Source organism: Enterobacter sp. BIDMC 30, from assembly GCF_000534355.1.
GTDB lineage: Bacteria > Pseudomonadota > Gammaproteobacteria > Enterobacterales > Enterobacteriaceae > Enterobacter > Enterobacter ludwigii.
Map to the genome: position 1 here is coordinate 589538 of NZ_KI973169.1, position 25214 is coordinate 614751.

Annotated in this window: 21 protein-coding genes; 17 read left to right on the plus strand and 4 right to left on the minus strand. The window is 56.3% G+C overall.

Annotation, left to right across the window (positions count from 1 at the left end; all coding sequences use genetic code 11):
• Position 1 precedes the first annotated feature (1 nt).
• Together L466_RS19450 and ugpQ are read left to right on the plus strand one after the other, a co-directional pair.
• Positions 2-1072 carry a sn-glycerol-3-phosphate import ATP-binding protein UgpC gene (locus tag L466_RS19450; protein ID WP_032679131.1) on the plus strand — a complete coding sequence of 357 codons (1071 nt, stop codon included), beginning with the start codon at positions 2-4 and terminating at the stop codon, positions 1070-1072.
• Positions 1069-1818 carry a glycerophosphodiester phosphodiesterase gene (gene ugpQ / locus L466_RS19445; protein WP_032680135.1) on the plus strand — a complete coding sequence of 250 codons (750 nt, stop codon included), beginning with the start codon at positions 1069-1071 and terminating at the stop codon, positions 1816-1818. The genes L466_RS19450 and ugpQ overlap by 4 nt, the downstream gene beginning before the upstream one ends.
• Here ugpQ and L466_RS19440 read toward each other — a convergent pair.
• Positions 1799-2185 (minus strand): DUF2756 family protein, encoded by a 387-nt coding sequence (locus L466_RS19440; RefSeq protein WP_020884553.1) that lies wholly within the window; start codon positions 2183-2185, stop codon positions 1799-1801. The two genes, ugpQ and L466_RS19440, sit on opposite strands and share 20 nt — an antisense overlap.
• A 127-nt stretch (positions 2186-2312) precedes the next feature.
• Between L466_RS19440 and ggt the strand changes: the two genes are divergently transcribed.
• Entirely contained in the window at positions 2313-4055 is a 1743-nt protein-coding gene (gene ggt, locus L466_RS19435; protein ID WP_025202845.1) for a gamma-glutamyltransferase, read from the plus strand.
• Positions 4056-4094: 39 nt separating this feature from the next.
• On the opposite strand, the gene yhhY is transcribed toward ggt, so the two are convergent.
• Positions 4095-4583 carry an N-acetyltransferase gene (yhhY, locus tag L466_RS19430; protein WP_014171992.1) on the minus strand — a complete coding sequence of 163 codons (489 nt, stop codon included), beginning with the start codon at positions 4581-4583 and terminating at the stop codon, positions 4095-4097.
• 308 nt (positions 4584-4891) lie between these two features.
• On the opposite strand from yhhY, the gene L466_RS19425 reads away from it, so the two are divergent.
• The 5 genes from L466_RS19425 (at position 4892) to gntU (ending at position 9841) form a co-directional block, all read left to right on the plus strand.
• Positions 4892-5929 (plus strand): oxidoreductase, encoded by a 1038-nt coding sequence (locus L466_RS19425; protein ID WP_032680136.1) that lies wholly within the window; start codon positions 4892-4894, stop codon positions 5927-5929.
• A 122-nt stretch (positions 5930-6051) separates the two neighbouring features.
• On the plus strand, positions 6052-6747 hold the full coding sequence (locus L466_RS19420) for a pirin family protein (protein ID WP_014171990.1): 696 nt from the start codon (positions 6052-6054) through the stop codon (positions 6745-6747).
• Positions 6748-6847: 100 nt separating this feature from the next.
• A complete protein-coding gene (gntR, locus tag L466_RS19415) occupies positions 6848-7843 on the plus strand; it encodes a gluconate operon transcriptional repressor GntR (RefSeq protein WP_014171989.1) in 996 nt (331 codons plus the stop codon).
• A 126-nt stretch (positions 7844-7969) separates the two neighbouring features.
• Positions 7970-8497 (plus strand): gluconokinase, encoded by a 528-nt coding sequence (gntK, locus tag L466_RS19410; RefSeq protein ID WP_020884556.1) that lies wholly within the window; start codon positions 7970-7972, stop codon positions 8495-8497.
• A gap of 3 nt (positions 8498-8500) precedes the next feature.
• Positions 8501-9841 carry a gluconate transporter gene (gene gntU / locus L466_RS19405; protein ID WP_014171987.1) on the plus strand — a complete coding sequence of 447 codons (1341 nt, stop codon included), beginning with the start codon at positions 8501-8503 and terminating at the stop codon, positions 9839-9841.
• Between the two features lie 50 nt (positions 9842-9891).
• Here the strand turns inward: gntU and yhgN are convergent, their stop codons facing one another.
• On the minus strand, positions 9892-10485 hold the full coding sequence (gene yhgN, locus L466_RS19400; RefSeq protein ID WP_003861574.1) for an NAAT family transporter YhgN: 594 nt from the start codon (positions 10483-10485) through the stop codon (positions 9892-9894).
• A gap of 177 nt (positions 10486-10662) precedes the next feature.
• Here yhgN and asd point away from each other — a divergent pair, with 177 nt between their 5' ends.
• From asd to glgP, 6 genes are all read left to right on the plus strand, one after another.
• Entirely contained in the window at positions 10663-11766 is a 1104-nt protein-coding gene (asd, locus tag L466_RS19395; protein ID WP_014171986.1) for an aspartate-semialdehyde dehydrogenase, read from the plus strand.
• 231 nt (positions 11767-11997) lie between these two features.
• Entirely contained in the window at positions 11998-14184 is a 2187-nt protein-coding gene (glgB, locus tag L466_RS19390) for a 1,4-alpha-glucan branching enzyme (RefSeq protein ID WP_020884557.1), read from the plus strand.
• Entirely contained in the window at positions 14181-16154 is a 1974-nt protein-coding gene (glgX, locus tag L466_RS19385; RefSeq protein ID WP_032680137.1) for a glycogen debranching protein GlgX, read from the plus strand. Before glgB ends, glgX begins: the two co-directional genes overlap by 4 nt.
• A 17-nt stretch (positions 16155-16171) precedes the next feature.
• Positions 16172-17467 carry a glucose-1-phosphate adenylyltransferase gene (gene glgC / locus L466_RS19380; protein ID WP_020884559.1) on the plus strand — a complete coding sequence of 432 codons (1296 nt, stop codon included), beginning with the start codon at positions 16172-16174 and terminating at the stop codon, positions 17465-17467.
• Entirely contained in the window at positions 17467-18900 is a 1434-nt protein-coding gene (glgA, locus tag L466_RS19375; protein ID WP_014171982.1) for a glycogen synthase GlgA, read from the plus strand. Before glgC ends, glgA begins: the two co-directional genes overlap by 1 nt.
• A gap of 18 nt (positions 18901-18918) precedes the next feature.
• Complete coding sequence (gene glgP, locus L466_RS19370; protein ID WP_014171981.1) at positions 18919-21366, plus strand: glycogen phosphorylase; 2448 nt, start codon at positions 18919-18921, stop codon at positions 21364-21366.
• Between the two features lie 87 nt (positions 21367-21453).
• Here glgP and glpD read toward each other — a convergent pair whose 3' ends face one another.
• Positions 21454-22962: a glycerol-3-phosphate dehydrogenase gene (glpD, locus tag L466_RS19365; protein WP_025202849.1), complete on the minus strand. Its 1509-nt coding sequence runs from the start codon at positions 22960-22962 to the stop codon at positions 21454-21456.
• A 250-nt stretch (positions 22963-23212) separates the two neighbouring features.
• Here glpD and glpE point away from each other — a divergent pair, with 250 nt between their 5' ends.
• From glpE to L466_RS19350, 3 genes are read left to right on the plus strand one after another with little or no spacing between them, the layout of a single operon-like run.
• A complete protein-coding gene (glpE, locus tag L466_RS19360) occupies positions 23213-23545 on the plus strand; it encodes a thiosulfate sulfurtransferase GlpE (protein WP_020884562.1) in 333 nt (110 codons plus the stop codon).
• A 47-nt stretch (positions 23546-23592) separates the two neighbouring features.
• Positions 23593-24423, plus strand: coding sequence for a rhomboid family intramembrane serine protease GlpG (gene glpG / locus L466_RS19355; RefSeq protein ID WP_032679123.1), 831 nt, complete (start codon positions 23593-23595; stop codon positions 24421-24423).
• Positions 24424-24439: 16 nt separating this feature from the next.
• The gene (locus L466_RS19350) at positions 24440-25198 is read left to right on the plus strand and encodes a DeoR/GlpR family transcriptional regulator (protein WP_008503060.1); all 759 of its coding nucleotides are present in this window, start codon (positions 24440-24442) and stop codon (positions 25196-25198) included.
• Positions 25199-25214: the final 16 nt, after the last annotated feature.

A 25214-nucleotide genomic window follows, 5' to 3' on the forward strand; every position in this document is an offset into this window, starting at 1 on the left:
GATGGCAGGTTTAAAATTACAGGCAGTGACCAAAAGCTGGGACAACAAAACCCAGGTCATTCAGCCGTTAACGCTCGACGTGGCGGACGGGGAGTTTATCGTGATGGTTGGCCCGTCAGGCTGCGGTAAATCAACGCTGCTGCGCATGGTTGCCGGGCTTGAACGTGTGACCAGCGGCGATATCTGGATCGATCGCCAGCGCGTGACCGAGATGGAGCCGAAGGACCGGGGCATCGCGATGGTGTTTCAGAACTACGCCCTTTATCCGCACATGAGCGTGGAAGAGAACATGGCATGGGGGCTGAAAATCCGCGGGATGGGCAAAAGCCATATCGATGAGCGCGTGAAAGAGGCGGCGCGTATTCTGGAGCTGGATGGCCTGCTCAAGCGACGTCCGCGTGAACTGTCCGGCGGACAGCGCCAGCGCGTGGCGATGGGGCGCGCCATTGTGCGTGACCCTGCGGTGTTCCTGTTCGACGAGCCGCTCTCAAACCTTGATGCCAAGCTGCGCGTGCAGATGCGCCTTGAGCTGCAGCAGTTGCACCGTCGTCTGAAAACCACCTCCCTGTATGTGACGCACGATCAGGTGGAAGCGATGACCCTCGCTCAGCGCGTGATGGTGATGAACAAAGGCGTCGCCGAGCAGATTGGCACCCCGGTAGAGGTATACGAGAAACCGGCCTCCCGCTTTGTGGCGAGCTTTATTGGCAGCCCGGCGATGAACCTGCTGGAAGGGCGGCTCAGCAGCGCCGGTACGCACTTTGAGCTGGAAAGTGGGATGGCGCTGCCCGTAAACGGGTACTATCGTGGCTATGCCGGGCGTAAGATGACGCTCGGTATCCGCCCGGAACATATTGGGTTAACCTCACAGGCGGAAGGCGGCGTGCCGCTGGTCATGGACACGCTGGAGATGCTGGGGGCTGACAACCTGGCGCACGGACGTTGGGGTGAACAAAAAATGGTGGTGCGTCTGGCCCATCAGGAGCGCCCTAAAGCAGGCAGCACGCTGTGGCTGCATCTGCCGGAAAATCACCTGCACGTATTCGACGGTGAAACAGGACAACGTATATGAGTAACTGGCCTTATCCCCACATCGTCGCCCACCGGGGCGGCGGTAAACTGGCGCCGGAAAACACGCTGGCGGCTATCGATATGGGCGCGCATTACGGTCACACGATGATCGAGTTCGACGCCAAGCTATCGAAAGACGGCGAGATTTTCCTTCTGCATGATGACAACCTCGAACGCACCAGCAATGGCTGGGGCGTGGCGGGAGACCTGCCGTGGCGCGATCTGCTGAACGTCGACGCCGGAAGCTGGTACAGCAGCGAGTTCAAAGGCGAGCCGCTGCCGCTGCTGGCGGAAGTGGCCGACCGCTGTCGCCTGCATGGCATGATGGCCAATATCGAAATCAAACCAACCACCGGCACCGGGCCGCTCACAGGTAAAGTCATTGCGCTGGCCGCGCGTGAGCTGTGGGAGGGCATGACGCCACCCCTGCTGTCGTCGTTTGACATTGATGCCCTGGAGGCGGCGCAGGCGTCCGTCCCGGCGTTGCCGCGCGGACTGTTGCTTGATACGTGGCGTGATGACTGGCGTGAGCTGACCAGCCGTTTAGGGTGTGTGTCGATTCACCTGAACCACGCGCTGCTGGATGAGGCACGGGTAAACGTGTTGAAAGAGGCAGGGCTGCATATTCTGGTTTATACCGTCAACAAACCCCAGCGCGCGGCGGAGCTGCTGCGCTGGGGGGTGGACAGTATCTGTACCGATGCGATTGACGTGATCGGCCCGAACTTTAGTTCTGCGAAGAATTAAGCATCCCGCCATTCGACGGTGACTGAGACGGCAGCATATGCTGCTGTCCGCTGCCCGACGAGGTCATTCCGCCCAGCATCCCGCCGTTTGGGTTAGGCAGCGGCTGCTCACGCACCTGACCCTGCTGTATGCGCTGGGTGTTGGTGTTCATCTGGTTTTGCAGGCTTTGCTGCTGCATCTGGGTCTGCGTTTTCAACTGCTGGTTTAGCATCCCTTTCTGCTGTTGCTGCTGGCTCATCATCTCCGTTTGCATACGCTGCTGGCTTGGAATGACGTAGCCCTGCTGGTTCGGGTTGTTCATCGTATTGAGTGGCTGTGCGAGCGCGGCAAACGGAAGCAGCGCCGTAAGAATCAGTAAGCGTTTCATTGTCATCTCCCTTCTTTTGAGGCTTCTCTTAAGTTTACCCTGATTTCACCATGACGATGATTTTTTAGGAGTTGTGAACCAGGCTTAAGCGGGGAATATGGCCCTCTTCACCTGGAGAACAATAATGATGAAACCAACGTTTTTGCGCTGGATAGCGATCGCCGCGCTGATGGCAGGCGGCACATTTAGCGTGGCGGCCAACCCGCCAGCGGCTCCGCCAGTCTCGTACGGCGTGGAGGAAGATGTTTTTCATCCCGTGCGGGCAACGCAGGGTATGGTGGCGTCGGTGGATGCGCTGGCAACGAAAGTGGGCGTCGATATTCTCCGGCAGGGCGGTAATGCGGTGGATGCGGCAGTCGCGGTGGGCTATGCGCTGGCGGTGACGCATCCGCAGGCGGGGAACCTGGGCGGCGGCGGCTTTATGATGCTGCGGACCAAAGACGGCAAAACCACCGCCATCGACTTCCGTGAGATGGCCCCCGGACAGGCTTCCCGCGATATGTTCCTTGACGATCAAGGCAACCCGGACAGCAAAAAATCCCTGACCTCGCATCTCGCCTCCGGTACGCCGGGCACCGTCGCAGGCTTCTCCCTGGCGCTGGAAAAATATGGCACCCTGCCGCTCAACAAAGTGGTACAGCCTGCGATTAAGCTCGCCCGCGAAGGTTTTGTGGTGAATGACGCCCTGGCTGACGATCTTAAAACCTATGGCAGCGAAGTGATTCCGAATCACGAAAACAGCAAGGCTATCTTCTGGAAAGACGGTGAACCGCTGAAGAAGGGCGATAAGCTGGTGCAGAAGAACCTGGCGAAAAGTCTGGAGCTGATTGCGGAGCACGGCCCGGATGCGTTCTATAAAGGGGCGATTGCCGATCAGATTGCCGAAGAGATGCAAAAGAACGGTGGGCTTATCACCAAAGCGGATCTCGCGGAGTACAAGGCCGTCGAGCGTGAGCCGATTCACGGAAGCTATCGCGGCTATGACGTTTTCTCGATGCCACCGCCGTCTTCCGGCGGCATTCACATCGTGCAGATCCTCAACATTCTTGAAAACTTCGATATGCACAAGTTCGGCTTCGGCAGTGCGGATGCCATGCAGGTGATGGCAGAGGCGGAAAAACGCGCCTACGCCGACCGTTCAGAATACCTGGGCGACCCGGACTTCGTGAAGGTGCCGTGGCAGGCGCTGACCAATAAAGCCTATGCCAAATCGATTGCTGATGAGATTGACATCAACAAGGCCAAACCGTCGAGCGAGATCCGCCCGGGCAAGCTGGCACCGTATGAGAGCAACCAGACCACCCACTTCTCGGTGGTGGATAAAGACGGTAACGCGGTGGCGGTGACCTATACCCTCAACACCACCTTTGGTACAGGCATCGTGGCAGGCAACAGCGGGATTCTGCTCAATAACGAGATGGATGACTTCTCGGCCAAACCGGGCGTGCCGAACGTCTACGGGCTGGTAGGCGGGGATGCGAATGCGGTCGGGCCGAAGAAGCGTCCGCTGTCGTCCATGTCGCCTACCATCGTGGTCAAAGACGGTAAAACCTGGCTGGTGACAGGCAGCCCTGGCGGCAGCCGTATTATCACCACGGTGCTGCAGATGGTGGTGAACAGCATCGACTTTGGAATGAATGTCGCCGAAGCGACGAACGCACCACGTTTCCATCATCAGTGGCTGCCGGATGAGCTGCGCGTTGAGAAGGGCTTTAGCCCGGACACCTTAAAACTGCTGGAGCAGCGCGGACAGAAGGTGGCGCTGAAAGAGGCAATGGGCAGCACCCAGAGCATTATGGTCGGCCCGGACGGCACGCTGTTTGGGGCCTCGGATCCGCGTTCGGTGGATGATTTGACGGCGGGGTTCTGATTTTATTGCCCGGTAAGCGTCGCGCTACCGGGCAATTTATCACTTCAGCCGCGCCATGTAATACGCGTCCACATAGTCGCCGTTACGCAGGGCGAAGTTCCTGCCGGTCCCTTCGATTTCAAACCCAAACTTCTTATACAGCGCCAGTGCCGCAGGGTTATCTGCAAAAACCGTGAGCTCAATGCGTTCAATGCGCAACCAGTTGTCGCAGAGATTGACCATTTCGCGCATGAGCGCACGACCCACACCGCGTCCCTGTACATCAGCGGCCACGCTAATGCCGAACGTTGCAACGTGGCTGCGGCGGGGATTTTCCATCACATCGAGTGCCATATGGCCAACCACTCGCTGGTCCAGACAGGCGACGAGATGCCGTCTTCCCGGTTTCGTCGCGACCCGGTCATGCCACATATCCATTGAGGGATGGGGAAGTTGTAGTGTGTCGTGATACACCCCAGGATGCGACATAATGTCACGTAGCGCTTCTGCATCGCGGGCTTCGATATGGCGTATCACAATCTCACTCATTCCTTCATCCTCAGTCAGTTAAACGTCCATTCCAACATCAGTGAGATTAAAATTTGAGTCAACTGCTAATTTTTGCAAAAAAGATTGGACAAGTGCGAATGAGAATGATTATTATTGCTCTGCGTTCAGGAAGACCCCTACGGGAACCTGAAAGCACGACATTGCTCACATTGCTTCCAGTATTACTTTAGCCAGCTTTTCGCTGGCTTTTTTTTGTCTTTTTTCGCCCGCTCCCCGTGCAAGAGGGCTGGGGTGAGGGCAAAACTTGCGCTATGGTTGCACTCAGTAACCTTAAAAAGGACTGAGCCATGACATTACATTGCGCATTTATTGGATTTGGCAAAAGCACCACGCGTTACCACCTTCCGTATGTTCTCAACCGCAAAGACAGCTGGCACGTTGCCCATATCTACCGGCGTCGCGCGAAGCCGGAAGAGCAGTCTCCCCAGTACTCCCATATTCATTTCACCTGCGATCTTGATGAGGTCCTCAACGATCCGCAGGTCAAACTGGTGATTGTCTGTACCCACGCTGACAGCCATTTCGAGTACGCAAAACGCGCGCTGGAGGCGGGCAAAAACGTGCTGGTGGAAAAGCCGTTTACCCCGACAATGACAGAGGCGAAAACGTTGTTTGACCTGGCGAAGCGCAAAGGGCTGACCGTCACGCCGTACCAAAACCGCCGCTTTGACAGCTGCTTCCTGACGGCAAAAAAAGTGATTGAGAGCGGTAAACTGGGTGACATCGTCGAGATTGAAAGCCACTTTGATTACTACCGTCCGGTGGCCGAAACGCATCCCGGCCTGCCGCAGGATGGCTCATTCTATGGTCTGGGCGTGCATACGCTCGATCAAATCATCTCTCTGTTTGGCCGACCGGACCACATGGCGTACGACATCCGCAGCCTGCGCAACAAAGCCAATCCGGATGACACCTTCGAAGCCCAGCTGTTTTACGGCGACCTGAAAGCCATCGTCAAAACCAGCCATCTGGTGAAAATTGACTACCCGAAATTTATTGTGCATGGCACCAGAGGCTCGTTTATCAAGTACGGTATCGACCAGCAGGAGACCAGCCTGAAGGCGAACATTATGCCAGGCGACCCGAGGTTTGCGGCGGATGACTCCGTGGGCGTGCTGGAGTATGTCAACGCAGAGGGCATCACCGTTAAAGAGGACGTGAAACCCGAAGCGGGTGACTATGGCCGCGTTTACGATGCGCTGTATGAGACCCTGACTAACGGTGCGCCCAATTACGTCAAGGAATCTGAAGTTATGACCAATCTCGAACTCCTTGAACGGGCCTTCGAACAGGCCTCTCCTGCCACGATAACCCTCGCCAGATAAGAAAACATGACTCCTCTTTGCTTGTTCTAAATTTTTGAACAGAGGAGTCAATTTTCACCCTCTATGATCCCAGGCCGTTTGCGTCCACACTTACTCCATCGAAACGAACTGAGGGTGAAACAATGATCTACTTACGCAAAGCAAACGAACGTGGTCACGCGAATCATGGCTGGCTGGACTCATGGCATTCATTCTCGTTTGCTGACTACTACGACCCGAACTTTATGGGCTTCTCCGCACTGCGCGTCATTAACGATGACGTGATTGATGCAGGCCAGGGCTTCGGTACCCACCCGCACAAAGACATGGAAATCCTGACGTATGTGTTGGAAGGGGCGGTTGAGCACCAGGACAGCATGGGTAACAAAGAGCAGGTTCCGGCGGGCGAGTTCCAGATTATGAGTGCGGGTACCGGGGTGCGTCACTCTGAATACAACCCAAGCAAAACGGAAAAACTGCACCTGTATCAAATCTGGATCATTCCGGAAGAAACCGGCATCACCCCGCGCTACGAACAGCGCCGCTTTGATGCTAAACAGGGCAAACAGCTGGTGCTCTCTCCGGATGCGCGTGACGGTTCGCTGAAAGTGCACCAGGATATGGAACTGTACCGCTGGGCGCTGGCAAAAGACGAACAGTCTGTCCATCAGATTGCCGCTAACCGCCGCGTCTGGATCCAGGTGGTGAAAGGCGAGGTGTCTATTAACGGCACGAAAGCTACCACGGCGGATGGTCTGGCAATCTGGGATGAGCAGGCACTGTCCGTGCATGCCGACAGTGAAAGCGAAATTCTGCTGTTTGATCTGCCACCGGTGTAATAAATCATAAATAAATGCCCATCCTTCCCTTTGACAGGGGAAGGATGGGCTTTGTCCGTGATAAACTGAGCAAATCTATCACTTACGATTTCTCAGGACGATGAAAAAGAAACGCCCCGTACTTCAGGATGTAGCCGATCGCGTCGGTGTGACCAAAATGACGGTCAGCCGGTTTTTACGTAACCCGGAACAGGTTTCCGTGGCGTTGCGTGGCAAGATTGCCGCTGCCCTCGATGAACTGGGGTATATCCCTAACCGCGCCCCCGATATTCTTTCGAATGCGACCAGCCGCGCGGTTGGCGTCCTCCTGCCTTCCTTAACCAACCAGGTTTTTGCCGAAGTGTTGCGCGGCATTGAAAGCGTGACCGATGCCTTTGGCTATCAGACCATGCTCGCTCACTATGGGTACAAGCCGGAACTGGAAGAAGAACGTCTTGAGTCCATGCTCTCCTGGAACATCGACGGTCTGATTTTAACCGAACGTACTCACACCCCCCGTACGCTAAAAATGATTGAAGTGGCAGGCATTCCGGTGGTGGAGCTGATGGACAGCCAGTCGCCGTGTCTCGATATTGCGGTGGGCTTTGATAACTTCGAAGCGGCGCGCCAGATGACGGCGGCTATCATTGCCCGCGGCCATCGCCACATTGCCTACCTGGGTGCACGTCTGGATGAACGTACTATCATCAAACAGAAGGGATACGAGCAGGCAATGCTCGACGCCGGTTTAACACCGTACAGCGTGATGGTTGAGCAGTCGTCATCCTACACGTCGGGTATTGAGCTGATGCGTCAGGCACGACGCGAGTATCCGCAACTGGACGGTATTTTCTGTACCAACGATGACCTTGCGGTCGGTGCAGCGTTCGAATGCCAGCGTCTGGGGCTGAAGATCCCCGAAGACATGGCGATTGCCGGTTTCCACGGCCACGATATCGGCCAGGTGATGGAACCCCGTCTGGCGAGCGTCCTGACACCGCGTGAACGTATGGGCCGTATTGGCGCAGAACGCCTGCTGGCGCGCATACGTGGCGAGACGGTGACGCCGAAAATGTTAGATTTAGGTTTCACCTTGTCACCGGGTGGATCTATTTAAGCTGACAAATTTGAAGTGGGTCACACTTATTCACTTCGCGCACGTTTGGATATTGCTTCTCTTTTGCCCCGGCAGGACAATGTTACCGATAACTGTTACCCGTAACAATTGACTGAGGGACACCCTTTGAGCACGACTAATCATGATCACCACGTTTACGTCCTGATGGGCGTTTCCGGTAGCGGTAAATCTGCCGTGGCCAGCGAAGTGGCGCATCAACTTCATGCGGCGTTTCTTGATGGCGACTTCCTCCATCCGCGCAGCAATATCATGAAAATGGCCTCCGGCGAGCCGCTGAACGATGACGACCGCAAACCGTGGTTGCAGGCGCTGAATGACGCCGCGTTCGCGATGCAGCGTACCAACAAGGTCTCCCTGATCGTCTGCTCCGCGCTGAAAAAAACCTACCGCGACCTGCTGCGTGACGGCAACCCGAACCTCTCTTTCATCTACCTGAAAGGCGATTTCGAGGTGATTGAGAGCCGTCTGAAGGCGCGTAAAGGCCACTTCTTCAAAACCCAGATGCTGGTGACGCAGTTCGAAGCGTTGCAGGAGCCGGGCGACGATGAGAAAGACGTCTTAGTGGTTGATATCGATCAGTCACTGGAGGGTGTTGTTGCCAGCACCATCGAGGTCATTAATAAAAGGCAGTAAGTTTTGAGTACATTAACGCTAGTTTTAACAGCAGTTGGTTCCGTATTGCTGCTGCTGTTTTTAGTGATGAAAGCGCGTATGCATGCTTTCGTTGCCTTAATGGTGGTGTCTATTGGTGCAGGTCTCTTTTCCGGTATGCCGCTCGATAAGATCGCAGCGACGATGGAAAAAGGGATGGGAGGCACGCTGGGTTTCCTGGCCATTGTGGTCGCGCTGGGCGCGATGTTTGGCAAGATCCTGCATGAGACGGGCGCAGTCGACCAGATTGCCGTCAAAATGCTCAAATCCTTCGGACACAGCCGTGCGCACTACGCGATTGGCCTCGCCGGTCTGATTTGTGCGCTGCCGCTGTTCTTCGAAGTGGCCGTGGTGCTGCTGATTAGCGTGGCGTTCTCGATGGCGCGCCATACCGGCACTAACCTCGTGAAGCTTGTGATTCCGCTGTTTGCGGGCGTGGCGGCTGCGGCGGCGTTCCTGCTGCCTGGGCCTGCGCCGATGCTGCTGGCTTCTCAGATGCACGCCGATTTTGGCTGGATGATCCTGATTGGTCTGTGTGCAGCGATCCCGGGAATGATTATTGCCGGCCCGCTGTGGGGCAACTTCATCAGCCGTTACGTTGAGCTTCACATTCCGGATGACGTCACCGAGCCACACCTTGGCGAAGGCAAAATGCCGTCCTTCGGCTTCAGCCTGGCGCTAATCCTGCTGCCGCTGGTGCTGGTGGGGCTGAAAACCATCGCCGCGCGTTTCGTGCCGGTAGGGTCTACCGCGTACGAATGGTTTGAGTTTATCGGCCACCCGTTCACGGCGATCCTGGTGGCGTGTCTGGTGGCGATGTACGGCCTGGCGATGCGTCAGGGCATGCCGAAAGACAAAGTGATGGAAATCTGCGGCCATGCGCTGCAGCCGGCGGGTATCATTCTGCTGGTGATCGGTGCCGGTGGCGTGTTCAAACAGGTGCTGGTGGATTCCGGCGTGGGTCCGGCGCTGGGCGAAGCCCTGACCGGCATGGGGCTGCCCATTGCGGTGACCTGTTTCGTACTGGCTGCGGCGGTGCGTATCATCCAGGGCTCTGCGACGGTGGCATGTTTAACCGCCGTGGGTCTGGTGATGCCGGTGATTGAACAGCTTAACTACTCCGGTGCCCAGATGGCCGCGCTCTCAATCTGTATTGCGGGCGGGTCGATTGTGGTGTCACACGTCAACGACGCCGGCTTCTGGCTGTTCGGTAAATTTACCGGTGCGACCGAAGCGCAAACCCTGAAAACCTGGACGCTGATGGAAACCATCCTCGGCACGACGGGTGCCATTGTCGGGATGATTGCGTTTACGCTGTTGAGTTAAACCCGGCTAAAAGCAAAAGGACAACGTGAGTTGTCCTTTTTTGTTTTTACCTAGCCCTTCATCCACGCGCGGATCCCGTCCAGGAACATCTGCGTCGCCATCATCACCAGAATCAACCCCATCAGGCGCTCCAGCGCGTTTACGCCTTTCTCACCCAGCAGACGCAGGAACAACGACGACTGCAGCAGAATGATAAACGTCCCGCCCCAGGCAATCAGCAAGGCAATCACCAGATGGCTCATCTGATTGGGGTACTGATGCGACAGCAGCATCAGCGTTGCCAGAATCGTCGGTCCGGCGACAAGGGGAATCGCCAGCGGCACAATAAACGGCTCTTCCCCCGCGGGCAGGCCGCTGCTGCTGCCTTCGGCGCTCGGGAAAATCATCTTAATCGCTATCAGGAACAGGATAATCCCACCGGAAATCGAAACCGTTTCGGCACGCAGATTCAGGAAGGCGAGGATTTTCTCACCGGCAAACAGGAAGATGAACATCACCAGCAGCGCGATAAGCAGCTCGCGGATCATGATCGCCCGACGGCGTTTGGGTTCGGTGTGCTTCAGCACCGACATGAAGATAGGCAGGTTGCCCAGAGGATCCATTATCAGGATCAATAAAACCGCCGCGGATATGATTTCACTCATTAAAATTATCCCTGAAACTCTCTATGGTTATTATGATGATTAGCGCTATTTCTGATTGGGGGGCCATCATCGATTAATTTCGCTTGCGACTTTGGCAGCATTTTGTAATGTGAAGCATATCCCAGTTGAATACTGGTTTGCACAATCAGCACACACCCTCTGCAGGAAAAAAATGCTATGAAAAACGTTGGTTTTATCGGCTGGCGCGGTATGGTCGGCTCTGTTCTCATGCAACGCATGGTTGAAGAGCGCGATTTTGACGCCATCCGCCCGGTCTTCTTCTCCACTTCCCAGCTCGGCCAGGCTGCACCTTCTTTTGGCGGCAGCACCGGTACGTTGCAGGATGCTTTCGATCTGGAAGCGCTGAAGGCACTCGACATTATTGTCACTTGCCAGGGCGGCGATTATACCAACGAAATTTATCCAAAGCTGCGTGAAAGCGGCTGGCAGGGCTACTGGATTGATGCGGCGTCTTCACTGCGCATGAAAGACGATGCCATCATCATTCTCGACCCGGTCAACCAGGACGTCATCACCGACGGCCTGAACAACGGCGTAAAAACCTTTGTCGGCGGTAACTGCACCGTCAGCCTGATGCTGATGTCCCTCGGCGGCCTGTTCGCGCAGGACCTGGTGGAGTGGGTCTCCGTGGCGACTTACCAGGCCGCGTCCGGCGGCGGTGCGCGTCATATGCGCGAGCTGCTGACGCAGATGGGCCAGTTGCACCACAGCGTTGCAACCGAGCTGGCAAACCCGGCCTCCGCTATTCTCGATATCGAGCGTAAAGTCACCGAGCTGACCCGCAGCGGCGAGCTGCCGGTGGATAACTTTGGTGTACCGCTGGCCGGTGGTCTGATCCCGTGGATCGACAAACAGCTGGATAACGGCCAGACCCGCGAAGAGTGGAAAGGTCAGGCTGAGACCAACAAAATACTCAATACCGCGAACACCATTCCAGTTGACGGTCTGTGCGTACGTATCGGCGCGCTGCGCTGCCACAGCCAGGCCTTCACGATTAAACTGAAAAAAGATGTGTCGATTCCGACCGTGGAAGAGCTGCTGGCTGCACACAACCCGTGGGCGAAAGTGGTTCCAAACGATCGCGACATCACCATGCGTGAATTGACCCCGGCTGCCGTCACCGGCACGCTGACCACCCCGGTGGGTCGTCTGCGTAAGCTGAACATGGGGCCGGAGTTCCTTTCTGCATTCACCGTCGGCGACCAGCTTCTGTGGGGCGCAGCCGAGCCGCTGCGTCGCATGCTGCGCCAGCTGGCGTAATAATTTGTTAAACCCCGGGGGGTGATTTTCACCCCCTTTTCCGCGTACTACATGGAGTAAAACGCATATGTCTTATTTTTTATCAGGAGTCATTTAGAGCGTTGGCTATGCTTTAAGGAAGAGTTATTTCTTACCTGAGGTTAGGACGGGGCTGAGAGGATGCCCGTTCAGGTCACATTAAAGTCGTCCCAGGCGCTAAAAAAGGACGACATAAAAAACAGGATGAATACCATGTCCGATCGTGTGGATAGAGACGTGATTAATGCGCTTATTGCGGGTCATTTTGCCGACCCCTTTTCCGTACTGGGGATGCACCGTACCGAGGCCGGGCTGGAAGTCCGGGCACTGTTACCGGATGCCACAGAAGTGTGGGTTATCGAACCCAAAACCGGCCGCAAGGTCGGCAATCTGGAATGCCTCGATTCTCGTGGCTTCTTTTCGGGCGTAATGCCCCGTCGTAAAAACCCTTTTCGTTATCAGCTTGCCGTTATCTGGCATGGTCAGCAAAATCTCATCGATGATCCCTACAGTTTTGGGCCTCTTTTACAGGAGATGGACGCGTGGCTGCTGTCTGAAGGTACCCACCTGCGACCTTATGAAACGCTGGGTGCCCATGCCGATACGATGGATGGCATCACCGGCACGCGGTTTGCCGTGTGGGCGCCTAACGCCCAGCGAGTCTCCGTTGTTGGCCAGTTCAACTACTGGGATGGCCGTCGTCACCCGATGCGTCTGCGCCGCGAAAGCGGTATCTGGGAGCTGTTTATCCCCGGCGCGCACAACGGCCAGCTGTATAAATTCGAGATGATCGATGCGCACGGCAAGCTGCGTATTAAGTCCGACCCGTACGCCTTCGAAGCACAGATGCGTCCGGAAACCGCGTCAATGATTTGCGGCCTGCCGGAAAAAGTTGTCCAGAGTGAAGAACGCAAGCAGGCCAACCGCTTTGATGCGCCAATCTCCGTCTACGAAGTGCATCTCGGTTCCTGGCGTCGCCATACCGATAACAACTTCTGGCTCAGCTACCGGGAGCTTGCCGACCAGCTGGTTCCGTACGCGAAATGGATGGGCTTTACCCACCTTGAGCTGCTGCCAATTAATGAACACCCGTTCGACGGAAGCTGGGGTTATCAGCCGACCGGGATGTATGCCCCGACGCGTCGCTTCGGCACGCGCGATGACTTCCGCTATTTTATCAATGCCGCGCACGCCGCCGGGTTAAACGTGATCCTCGACTGGGTGCCGGGCCATTTCCCGTCCGATGATTTTAGTCTTTCAGAGTTTGACGGCACTAAGCTGTACGAGCACAGCGACCCGCGCGAAGGCTATCACCAGGACTGGAACACGCTGATCTACAACTACGGTCGTCGTGAAGTGGCAAACTACCTCGTGGGCAATGCGCTGTACTGGATTGAGCGCTTTGGCATTGATGCCCTGCGCGTTGATGCCGTGGCGTCGATGATCTACCGCGACTACAGCCGCAAAGAAGGCGAGTGGATCCCGAACGAGTATGGCGGCCGTGAAAACCTGGAAGCGATTGAGTTTCTGCGCAACACCAACCGTATTATCGGCGAGCAGGTCGAAGGTGCGGTGACGATGGCGGAAGAGTCCACCGACTTCCCTGGCGTCTCCCGTCCACCGTCAACCGGCGGACTGGGGTTCTGGTACAAATGGAACCTGGGGTGGATGCACGACACGCTCGACTACATGAAGCTGGATCCCGTCTACCGTCAGTATCACCATGACAAACTCACCTTCGGGCTGCTCTACAACTACACCGAGAACTTCATGCTGCCGCTGTCGCATGACGAAGTGGTGCATGGCAAAAAATCCATTCTCGACCGCATGCCGGGCGATGCATGGCAGAAGTTCGCCAACCTGCGCGCCTACTACGGCTGGATGTTCGCCTTCCCGGGTAAAAAACTGCTGTTTATGGGCAATGAGTTCGCCCAGGGGCGCGAGTGGAACCACGACACCAGCCTCGACTGGCATCTGCTGGAAGGGGGCGACAACTGGCACCACGGCGTACAGCGTCTGGTGCGGGACCTGAACCTGACCTACCGTCACCACAAAGCCCTGCATGAGCTTGATTTTGACCCGTACGGTTTCGAGTGGCTGGTGGTGGATGACCATGAGCGCTCGGTGTTTGTCTTTGTGCGGCGGGATAAAGCCGGCAACGAAATTATCGTCGCCAGCAACTTTACCCCTGTACCGCGCCATCATTATCGCTTCGGGATTAACCAGGCCGGCAAGTGGCGTGAAATCCTGAATACCGATTCCACGCACTACCACGGCAGCAATGCCGGTAACGGTGGTCTGGTGCAAAGCGATGCCATTGAAAGCCACGGGCGACCGAATTCCCTGAGCCTTACGCTACCGCCGCTCAGCACCATCTGGCTGATCCGGGAGGGGGAATGACCCAGCTTACGGCAGGTAAACCCGAACCGCTCGGGGCACGTTTTGATGGAAAGGGGGTGAATTTCACGCTCTTTTCTGCCCATGCGGAGCGGGTTGAACTGTGCGTATTTGACGGCGAGGGTAATGAACATCGTTACGACCTGCCGTCTCGCACAGGAGATACCTGGCACGGCTACCTGGCCGGGGGACGGCCAGGAATGCACTACGGCTATCGCGTACACGGCCCGTGGGCACCTGCGCAGGGGCACTGGTTTAACCCGGCGAAGCTGCTGATCGATCCGTGTGCGCACCGCGTGGATGGCGAGTTTAAAGACGACCCTATTTTCCATGTCGGCTACGGTGAACCCGACCACCGCGACAGCGCCCCCGTGGCGCCTAAAAGCGTGGTGGTGAACGATCTCTACGACTGGGAAGACGATGCCCCGCCGCGCACGCCGTGGGGCAACACCGTTATCTACGAGGCGCATGTCAAAGGGCTGACGTATCTGCATCCGTCGATCCCGAAAGAGATGCGCGGCACCTACAAGGCGCTCGGTCATCCGACCATGATTGCCTACCTTAAGCACCTCGGGATCACGGCCCTGGAGCTGTTGCCCGTCGCGCATTTTGCCAGTGAACCTCGTCTGCAGCGGCTGGGGCTCAGTAACTACTGGGGCTACAACCCGCTGGCGATGTTTGCGCTCGAACCCCGCTATGCCGCTCATCCGGACAAGGCGCGGGACGAGTTTCGTGATGCGGTAAAGGCGCTTCATGCGGCAGGTATTGAGGTCATTCTGGACGTGGTACTGAACCACAGTGCGGAAAGCGATCTCGATGGACCGACGCTCTCCATGCGCGGAATTGATAACCGTAGCTATTATTGGATCAGGGACGATGGCGATTACTTCAACTGGACCGGTTGCGGTAACACGCTCAATCTCAGCCACCCGGCGGTCATGCATTTCGCGTATGAATGCCTGAAGTACTGGGTGGACACGTTCCACGTCGACGGTTTTCGTTTTGATCTGGCACCGGTTATGGGGCGTACGCCGGCCTTCAGCCAGCAGGCGCCGCTGTTTGAAGCGATCAAAAACTGTCCGGTGCTGTCACAGGTGAAGCTCATTGCCGAGCCGTGGGACATCGGTGAAGGGGGTTATCAGGTCGGGAATTTCCCGCCCCTGTTTGCCGAGTGGAACGATCACTATCGCGATGCCGCGCGCCGCTTCTGGCTGGAACGGAATCTGTCGCTGGGGGAGTTCGCCGGACGCTTTGCCGGATCCAGCGATCTTTTTAAGCGTGATGGCAAACGACCGTCTGCGACGATCAACCTGCTGACGGCGCACGACGGTTTTACGCTCCGGGACTGCGTTTGTTTCAATCAGAAACACAATGAAGCGAACGGCGAGGAGAATCGCGATGGCACTAACAATAACCATAGCTTCAATCATGGTATAGAAGGGTTAGGCGGAAGCCTTGATGTTATCGAGCGGCGACGCGCCAGCGTGCATGCGCTGCTGACAACGCTGTTATTGTCGCAGGGCACGCCGATGCTGCTGGCAGGCGATGAACATGGTCACAGTCAGCATGGTAACAACAATGCGTATTGCCAGGACAACACGTTGACCTGGCTCGACTGGGATGAAGCGAACAGCGGGTTGATTCATTTTACCGCTGCGCTGATCCATCTTCGCCAGCAAATTCCCGCGCTCACCGCCGATCGCTGGTGGGAAGAGGGCGACGGTAATGTCCGCTGGCTGAATCAAGACGCGCAACCCTTAAGCGCGCAAGAGTGGCAACACGGCGTACCACGCCTGCAAATCCTGCTTTCGGAGAGGTGGCTGGTCACGCTGAACGCGACGGATGACGTCGCTGAGATTGTTTTACCTGACGGGGAATGGCGCGCTGTTCCCCCATTTGCCGGAGCGGATAATCCGGTAGTAATGGCTGTCTGGCACGGGCCTGCGCACGGAGTGTGCGTATTCCAAAGATGATAAAAAAGGAGTTAGTCATGGTTAGATTAGAGAAGAACGATCCCTTAATGTTGGCACGCCAGCTACCATTAAAAACTGTTGCCCTGATACTCGCAGGCGGGCGTGGTACTCGTCTGAAAGATTTGACCATCAAACGCGCCAAACCTGCCGTCCACTTTGGTGGTAAGTTCCGTATTATCGACTTTGCGCTCTCCAACTGCCTGAACTCAGGCATTCGCCGCATTGGCGTCATTACGCAGTATCAGTCGCATACTCTGGTGCAGCACATCCAGCGCGGCTGGTCATTCTTCAGTGAAGAGATGAATGAGTTTGTCGATCTTCTGCCTGCCCAGCAGCGCGTTCACGGTGAGAACTGGTATCGCGGGACGGCGGATGCGGTGACGCAAAACCTCGACATTATTCGTCGTTATAACGCGGAATACATCGTGATCCTCGCGGGCGATCATATCTACAAGCAAGACTACTCCCACATGCTGATCGACCACGTCGAAAAAGGGGCGCGTTGCACCGTGGCATGCCTGCCCGTGCCTGTTGCTGAGGCGACGGCATTTGGGGTGATGCACGTCGACGCCGACGACAAGATTATCGATTTTGTCGAAAAACCGGCGAACCCACCGACAATGCCAGGAGACGATACCAAATCGCTCGCCAGCATGGGGATCTATGTCTTTGATGCTGATTATCTTTACGCGCTACTGGAAGAAGACGACAAAGACGAAAACTCCAGCCACGACTTCGGCAAAGATATCATTCCGAAAATTACCAAAGCTGGCATGGCGTATGCACATCCCTTCCCGTTGTCCTGCGTGCAGTCTGATCCGAATGCTGAACCTTACTGGCGCGACGTCGGAACACTGGAGGCCTACTGGAAGGCAAACCTCGATCTCGCGTCGGTGACGCCTGAACTGGATATGTACGACCAGAACTGGCCAATCCGTACCCACATGGAATCGCTGCCGCCGGCGAAATTCGTTCAGGACCGCTCCGGCAGCCACGGCATGACGCTGAACTCGCTGGTGTCCGGCGGATGCATTATCTCGGGGTCGGTGGTGGTGCAGTCGGTGCTGTTCCCCCGCGTGCGCGTGAACTCATTCTGTAATATCGATTCGGCGGTGCTGTTGCCGGATGTCTGGGTCGGACGCTCATGCCGTCTGCGCCGTTGCGTTATCGACCGTGCCTGCGTCATACCTGAAGGCATGGTGATTGGTGAAAATGCGGAAGAAGACGCGCGTCGTTTCTACCGTTCGGAAGAGGGGATCGTGTTAGTAACACGGGAAATGTTGCGGAAGCTGCAGGTCAAACAGGAGCGATAATGCAGGTTTTACATGTATGTTCTGAGATGTTCCCGTTGTTAAAAACGGGCGGTCTGGCGGATGTTCTTGGCGCATTGCCTGCGGCGCAAATCGCCGGGGGTGTAGATACCCGAGTTCTGTTGCCCGCTTTTCCGGATATCCGGCGTGGTATTCCAGATGCAAAGGTGGTCACTCGTCGTGAAACCTTCGCCGGCCGCATCACCCTGCTGTTTGGACATTACAATGGCGTAGGCATTTACCTGATTGATGCGCCGCATTTATACGATCGACCGGGTAGCCCGTATCACGATACGAACCTGTTCGCCTATACCGACAACGTGCTGCGTTTCGCACTGCTCGGCTGGGTCGGTGCTGAAATGGCAACCGGGCTGGATCCGTTCTGGCGCCCGAATGTGGTACACGCTCACGACTGGCACGCCGGGCTTGCACCGGCGTATCTGGCGGCGCGCGGCCACCCGGCGAAATCGGTCTTTACCGTTCACAACCTGGCGTATCAGGGCATGTACTATGCCCATCACATGAATGACATCGATCTGCCATGGTCGTTCTATAACATGCACGGGCTGGAGTTTAACGGGCAGATTTCGTTCCTGAAAGCCGGCATCTACTACGCCGATCACATTACGGCCGTGAGCCCGACCTACGCCCGGGAAATTACCCAGCCGGAGTTTGGTAACGGTCTGGAAGGGTTGCTGCGACAGCGCCATCGTGAGGGCCGCCTGTCGGGGATCCTCAACGGCGTTGATGAGCAGATCTGGAATCCGGAGACCGATCTTCTGCTGGCGGCACGCTATGGCCGCGATTCCGTGGAAGACAAAGCGGAAAACAAACGCCAGCTGCAGATTGCGATGGGGCTGAAGGTGAACGATAAAGTGCCGCTGTTCGCCGTCGTCAGCCGTCTGACCAGCCAGAAAGGGCTGGATTTAGTGCTGGAGGCGCTGCCGGGCTTACTGGAGCAGGGGGGACAACTGGCGCTGCTCGGTGCCGGCGACCCGGTGCTGCAGGAAGGTTTCCTTGCGGCAGCGGCGGAACACCCCGGGCAGGTAGGGGTGCAGATTGGCTATCACGAAGCGTTTTCGCACCGGATTATGGGCGGTGCTGACGTCATTCTGGTGCCGAGCCGTTTCGAACCGTGTGGCCTGACGCAGCTTTATGGCCTGAAATACGGCACGCTGCCGCTGGTACGTCGTACCGGCGGGCTGGCGGATACCGTATCGGACAGTTCTCTGGAAAACCTTGCGGACGGTATCGCCAGCGGGTTTGTCTTTGAGGACAGTAATGCCTGGTCGCTGCTGCGGGCGATTCGGCGTGCTTTCGTCTTGTGGTCCCGTCCATCTCTGTGGCGTTACGTTCAGCGTCAGGCGATGTCCCTGGACTTTGGCTGGCACGTTGCGGCGCAGTCATACCGCGACCTTTATCAACGCTTGATGTAACGAGGCGAAGTTACTGATATGAATGCTCCTTTTAGCTATTCTTCACCCACGCTCAGCGTTGAGGCGTTAAAGCACTCTATCGCCTATAAGCTGATGTTTACCATCGGGAAAGACCCGGTCATCGCCAACAAACACGAGTGGCTGAACGCCACGCTGTTTGCCGTGCGTGACCGCTTAGTGGAACGCTGGCTGCGCTCTAACCGCGCCCAGCTCTCGCAGGAAACGCGTCAGGTTTATTACCTGTCGATGGAATTTTTGATTGGCCGCACGCTGTCCAATGCGCTGTTGTCGCTCGGTATCTATGACGACGTCAAAACCGCACTGGAAGAGATGGGGTTAGATTTAGAAGAGCTGATTGACGAAGAGAACGACCCGGGCCTCGGTAACGGCGGCCTGGGGCGCCTGGCCGCCTGTTTCCTGGACTCGCTGGCGACGCTGGCCCTGCCGGGCCGCGGCTACGGGATTCGCTACGACTACGGCATGTTCAAACAGAACATTGTGGAAGGCCGACAGAAAGAGTCTCCGGACTACTGGCTTGAGTACGGCAACCCGTGGGAATTCAAACGACACAACACGCGCTACAAAGTGCGCTTTGGTGGCCGTATTCAGCAGGAGGGAAAAAAATCCCGCTGGGTTGAGACGGAAGAGATCCTGGCCGTGGCCTATGACCAGATTATCCCCGGATACGACACCGATGCCACCAACACCCTGCGCCTGTGGAGCGCCCAGGCCAGTAGCGAAATCAACCTCGGTAAATTCAACCAGGGCGACTATTTTGCGGCGGTGGAAGATAAAAACCACTCTGAAAACGTCTCCCGCGTGCTTTATCCGGATGACTCGACCTATTCCGGACGCGAACTGCGTCTGCGTCAGGAGTATTTCCTTGTGTCCGCGACGATTCAGGACATCCTGAGCCGTCACTATCAGCTGCACAAAACCTACAGTAACCTGGCGGAAAAAACCGCCATTCACCTCAACGACACCCACCCGGTGCTTTCGATCCCCGAGCTCATGCGTCTGCTGATCGACGAGCACAAATTCAGCTGGGATGATGCGTTTGAAGTGACCTGCCAGGTCTTCTCGTACACCAACCACACCCTGATGAGCGAAGCGCTGGAAACCTGGCCGGTCGACATGCTCGGTAAAATTTTGCCGCGCCATCTGCAGATTATCTTTGAGATTAACGACTACTTCCTGAAGACGCTGCAGGAGCAGTATCCAAACGATACTGGCCTGCTGAGCCGGGCTTCAATCATTGATGAATCCAACGGTCGCCGCGTGCGTATGGCCTGGCTGGCGGTGGTGATCAGTCACAAGGTGAACGGGGTTTCCGGACTGCACTCGAACCTGATGGTGCAGTCGCTGTTTGCTGATTTCGCGAAGATCTTCCCGACGCGTTTTTGCAACGTGACGAACGGTGTTACCCCGCGTCGCTGGCTGGCGCTGGCTAACCAGCCGCTCTCCGACGTCCTGGACGAACATATTGGCCGCACCTGGCGTACCGATTTGAGTCAACTGGGCGAGCTTGAACAGCACCTGGATTTCCCGGCGGTGAACAAAGCCGTGCGTGAAGCCAAGCTTCTGAACAAGAAGCGGCTGTCGGTGTATCTTGCGCTGCACCTGAACGTGGTGGCCAACCCGAAAGCGTTGTTTGATGTGCAAATCAAGCGTATCCATGAGTACAAGCGACAGCTCATGAACGTGCTGCACGTGATCACGCACTACAATCGCATCAAAGCCGACCCAACGGCCGACTGGGTGCCACGGGTGAAAATCTTTGCCGGTAAGGCGGCGTCGGCATACTACATGGCGAAGCACATTATTCATCTCATCAATGATGTGGCGAAGGTGGTCAACAACGATCCGGATATCGGTGACAAGCTGAAGGTGGTCTTTGTCCCGAACTACAGTGTGAGTCTGGCGCAGCTGATCATTCCGGCGGCGGACCTGTCTGAGCAGATTTCCACGGCCGGTACGGAAGCCTCCGGCACCAGTAATATGAAGTTTGCCCTGAATGGCGCACTGACCATCGGTACGCTGGATGGCGCGAACGTTGAGATGCTGGAGCATGTCGGGGCAGAAAATATCTTTATCTTCGGTAACACGACGGAGGAGGTGGAGGCGCTTCGCAGGAAGGGCTACTCGCCGCGCGAGTACTATGAAGAAGATGAAGAGCTGCGCCAGGTGTTGACGCAAATCGCCACCGGCGTGTTTAACCCTGAAGAGCCGAGCCGCTATCGCGATCTGGTCGATTCACTGATTAACTTTGGTGACCACTATCAGGTGCTGGCGGATTACCGCAGCTATGTCGACTGCCAGGACAACGTGGACGAGTTGTACCGTCAGCAGGAGAAGTGGACCAGCGCCGCGATGCATAACATCGCCAATATGGGCTATTTCTCATCAGACCGTACTATCAAAGAATATGCTGAAACTATCTGGCATATCGATCCCGTGCGGTTATAAAAAAACAGAGCCGGGTGGCGGCTTCGCCTGACCCGGCTTGTGCGATCTGCAGGCCCGGGAAGCGTAACGCCACCGGGCCTTTTTACATCACGATGCTAATGACAGCTCACGCTTTCCCGCGTTCTGCGCCAGCCACTGCGCCACGCGCGACTGCTGCTCGGCATCCAGCCACATCCCTTCTTTGGTACGACGCCAGATGGCATCATCCAGGCGGCGCACCCACTCGTTCTCAACCAGATAGCGCAGTTCGGCTTCGTAGAGTTCGTGACCGAAATGTTCACCCAGGTCGGCAAGCGTTTTGGCTTCACCCAGGATCCATTCCGTATTACTGCCGTAGGTACGGGCGTAGTGACGCGCCATCCCTTCGGTGATGAACGGGTAACGACGGCGCAGTTTCGCGGCATAATCATCGCGGTTATCCCCGATATCGCCGCCAGGCAATACGGCACCTTTAGTCCAGGCCGGGCCAATGCCCTTGTAGTACGGCACCAGTTTTTCCAGTGCGTGTTCGGCCAGCTTACGATAGGTAGTGAGCTTGCCGCCAAAGACCGACAGCAGCGGTGCCTGGCCGTCCACGTCATGAATATCCAGCGTATAGTCGCGGGTGATGGCCTGCGGTGAGTCCGATTCGTCATCACACAGCGGACGCACGCCGGAGTAAGTCCAGACCACGTCATCGCGTGCCAGCTGTTTTTTGAAGTGCGCGTTATACACTTTCAGCAGGTAGCTGACTTCACTTTCGTCGATCTCGACATTTTTCGGATCGCCTTTGTACTCCACGTCGGTGGTGCCGATGATGGAGAACTCGTCCATCCACGGGATCACAAACACGATACGTTTATCTTCGTTTTGCAGGATATAGGCCTGCTTCTGGGTATGCACGCGTGGCACGACAATGTGGCTGCCTTTGATCAGGCGGATGCCGTACGGCGAAGGCAGGTGCATTCCCTCATCAAAGAACTGTTTCACCCACGGCCCGGTGGCGTTTACCAGGCCGCGCGCTTTCCAGCTGAACTTCTCGCCGGTATCCACGTCTTCCGCTTCAACAATCCACAGGCCGTTTTCACGACGGGCAGCCGTGGCGCGGGTGCGGGTTTTCACCTCGCCGCCTTTTTTCACCACCATCTGCGCATTGGCAAGGACCAGACGCGCATCGTCTACCCAGCAGTCGGAATATTCGAATCCGCGCACGATTTCAGGTTTAAGGACCGATTCTGAGCCAAAACGCAAACCGGTCGATCCTGGCAGGCTGGTACGTTTGCCCAGATGATCGTACATAAACAGACCGATTCGAATCATCCACGCCGGACGCAGATGCGGGCGGTGGGGCAGGCGAAAGCGCATCGGAATCGCCAGATGCGGGGCCATTTTCAGCAGCACTTCACGTTCGGCCAGGGCTTCGCTGACCAGGCGGAATTCGTAGTGTTCCAGGTAGCGCAGGCCACCGTGGATCAGTTTGGAGCTGGCGGACGAGGTCGCGCAGGCGAGATCGTTAGCTTCCAGCATCAGCACGGATAAACCGCGTCCTGCAGCATCGGCCGCAATCCCGGCACCGTTGATGCCACCGCCTATCACAATCAGATCTTTGGTTTCCATAACACCCTCACGCACTTTCGTTAAAGCTCAGAAATGTTCGATATCGCTCATAATAGCAAAGGAACGCGCTTTTGGTAACATCAAAAAAACAATTTAGAGTGATATGGATAACATAATGGCGTTTACCCGCCGCCAGGACGTACACTACGGGGTAAAATAGTGCCGCTTGATGCCCTCGCCCAACCTTCTCACTTCAGGAGAGAGTGGGGGAGAGGAAGCGCACCACACCTGAATATAAGATGAGAGCACCATGGATCAGTTTGAATGTATTAACGTAGAAGAAGCCCATCAGAAAATGCACCAGGGAACGGCTGTACTGGTGGACATCCGCGATCCACAGAGCTTTGCGATGGGCCACACGCCAGGCGCGTTCCACCTGACCAACGACTCCCTGGGCGCGTTTATGCGCGATAACGACTTCGACACGCCGGTGATGGTCATGTGCTACCACGGCAACAGCAGTAAAGGTGCAGCGCAGTACCTGCTTCAGCAGGGCTACGATGCGGTTTACAGCGTTGATGGCGGCTTCGATGCCTGGCATCGTCATTTCCCGGCAGAAGTTGAATACGCGTTTGAGCGCTGATACCGCTATACTGTCCCCTTTTGTGTGGAAATAAGCGACGGCTGCCCATGTTGATGATCACCTCTTTTACCAACCCGCGCGTCGCCCAGGCGTTTGTCGACTATATGGCGACGCAGGGCGTTATTCTGACCATCCAGCAACATCATCAGACCGATGTGTGGCTGGCCGACGAGAGCCAGGCCGCGAGGGTAAATGAGGAGCTGGCGCGATTCCTTGAGAACCCCGGCGACCCGCGCTATCTGGCCGCAAGCTGGCAATCAGGCCAGACGGGCAGCGGGCTGCACTATCGTCGTTTTCCCTTCTTTGCCACCGTGCGCGAACGCGCGGGTCCGTTTACGCTGCTGCTGATGGCGGCCTGCATTATCGTGTTCATTATGATGAACGTGGTCGGCGACCAGAGCGTCATGATCGCCCTGGCATGGCCCTATGACCCTTCACTGGACGTTGACGTCTGGCGCTATTTTACCCACGCGCTGATGCACTTCTCGGTGATGCATATTCTCTTTAACCTGCTGTGGTGGTGGTACCTTGGCGGTGCCGTCGAGAAGCGTCTTGGCAGCGGGAAGCTGATTGTGATCACCGTCATCAGTGCCCTGTTGAGTGGCTATGTGCAGCACAAATTCAGCGGCCCATGGTTTGGCGGATTATCAGGTGTTGTGTATGCCCTGATGGGCTATGTCTGGCTCAGAGGTGAGCGCGATCCTGAAAGTGGCATCTATCTGCAACGCGGGTTAATAACCTTTGCATTAATATGGCTAATTGCCGGATGGTTTGATCTGTTTGGTATGTCTATCGCCAATGGTGCACACGTCACCGGGCTGGCCGTTGGGCTGGCGATGGCGTTTGCCGACACGCTCCATGCGCGAAAACGAACATAATTCTCAGGGATAATCGATGAAACAAACACAACGTCATGACGCCATTATCGAACTGGTTAAAAAACAGGGATATGTCAGTACCGAAGAGCTGGTCGAGCAGTTTGCCGTCAGCCCGCAGACCATTCGTCGTGACCTGAACGACCTTGCCGATCAAAACCGTATTCTGCGCCACCACGGCGGGGCGGCGCTGCCGTCCAGCTCGGTCAATACCTCATGGCATGACCGTAAAGCCACGCAAACGGCGGAGAAAGAGCGCATTGCGCGGAAAGTCGCCAGCCAGATCCCTAACGGGGCGACGCTGTTTATTGATATCGGCACCACGCCGGAAGCGGTCGCCCATGCGCTGCTGGATCATGAAAACCTGCGCGTCGTGACCAATAACCTGAATGTCGCGAATACCCTGATGCAGAAAGACGATTTCCGCATCATCCTTGCGGGCGGCGAGTTGCGCAGCCGCGACGGCGGCATCATCGGTGAAGCGACGCTCGACTTTATCTCTCAGTTCCGTCTCGATTTCGGCATTCTCGGGATCAGCGGTATCGACAGCGATGGCTCCCTGCTGGAGTTTGATTATCATGAAGTCCGCACCAAGCGCGCGATTATTGAGAATTCACGCCATGTTATGCTCGTGGTGGACCACTCCAAGTTTGGCCGTAACGCGATGGTGAATATGGGCAGCATCAGCATGGTTGATGCGGTTTATACCGACGTGATGCCGCCGGCAGGCGTGATGCAGGTGATTAAGGATAATAATCTGCAGCTGGAACTGTGCTGACGTAAAAGCAAAACGG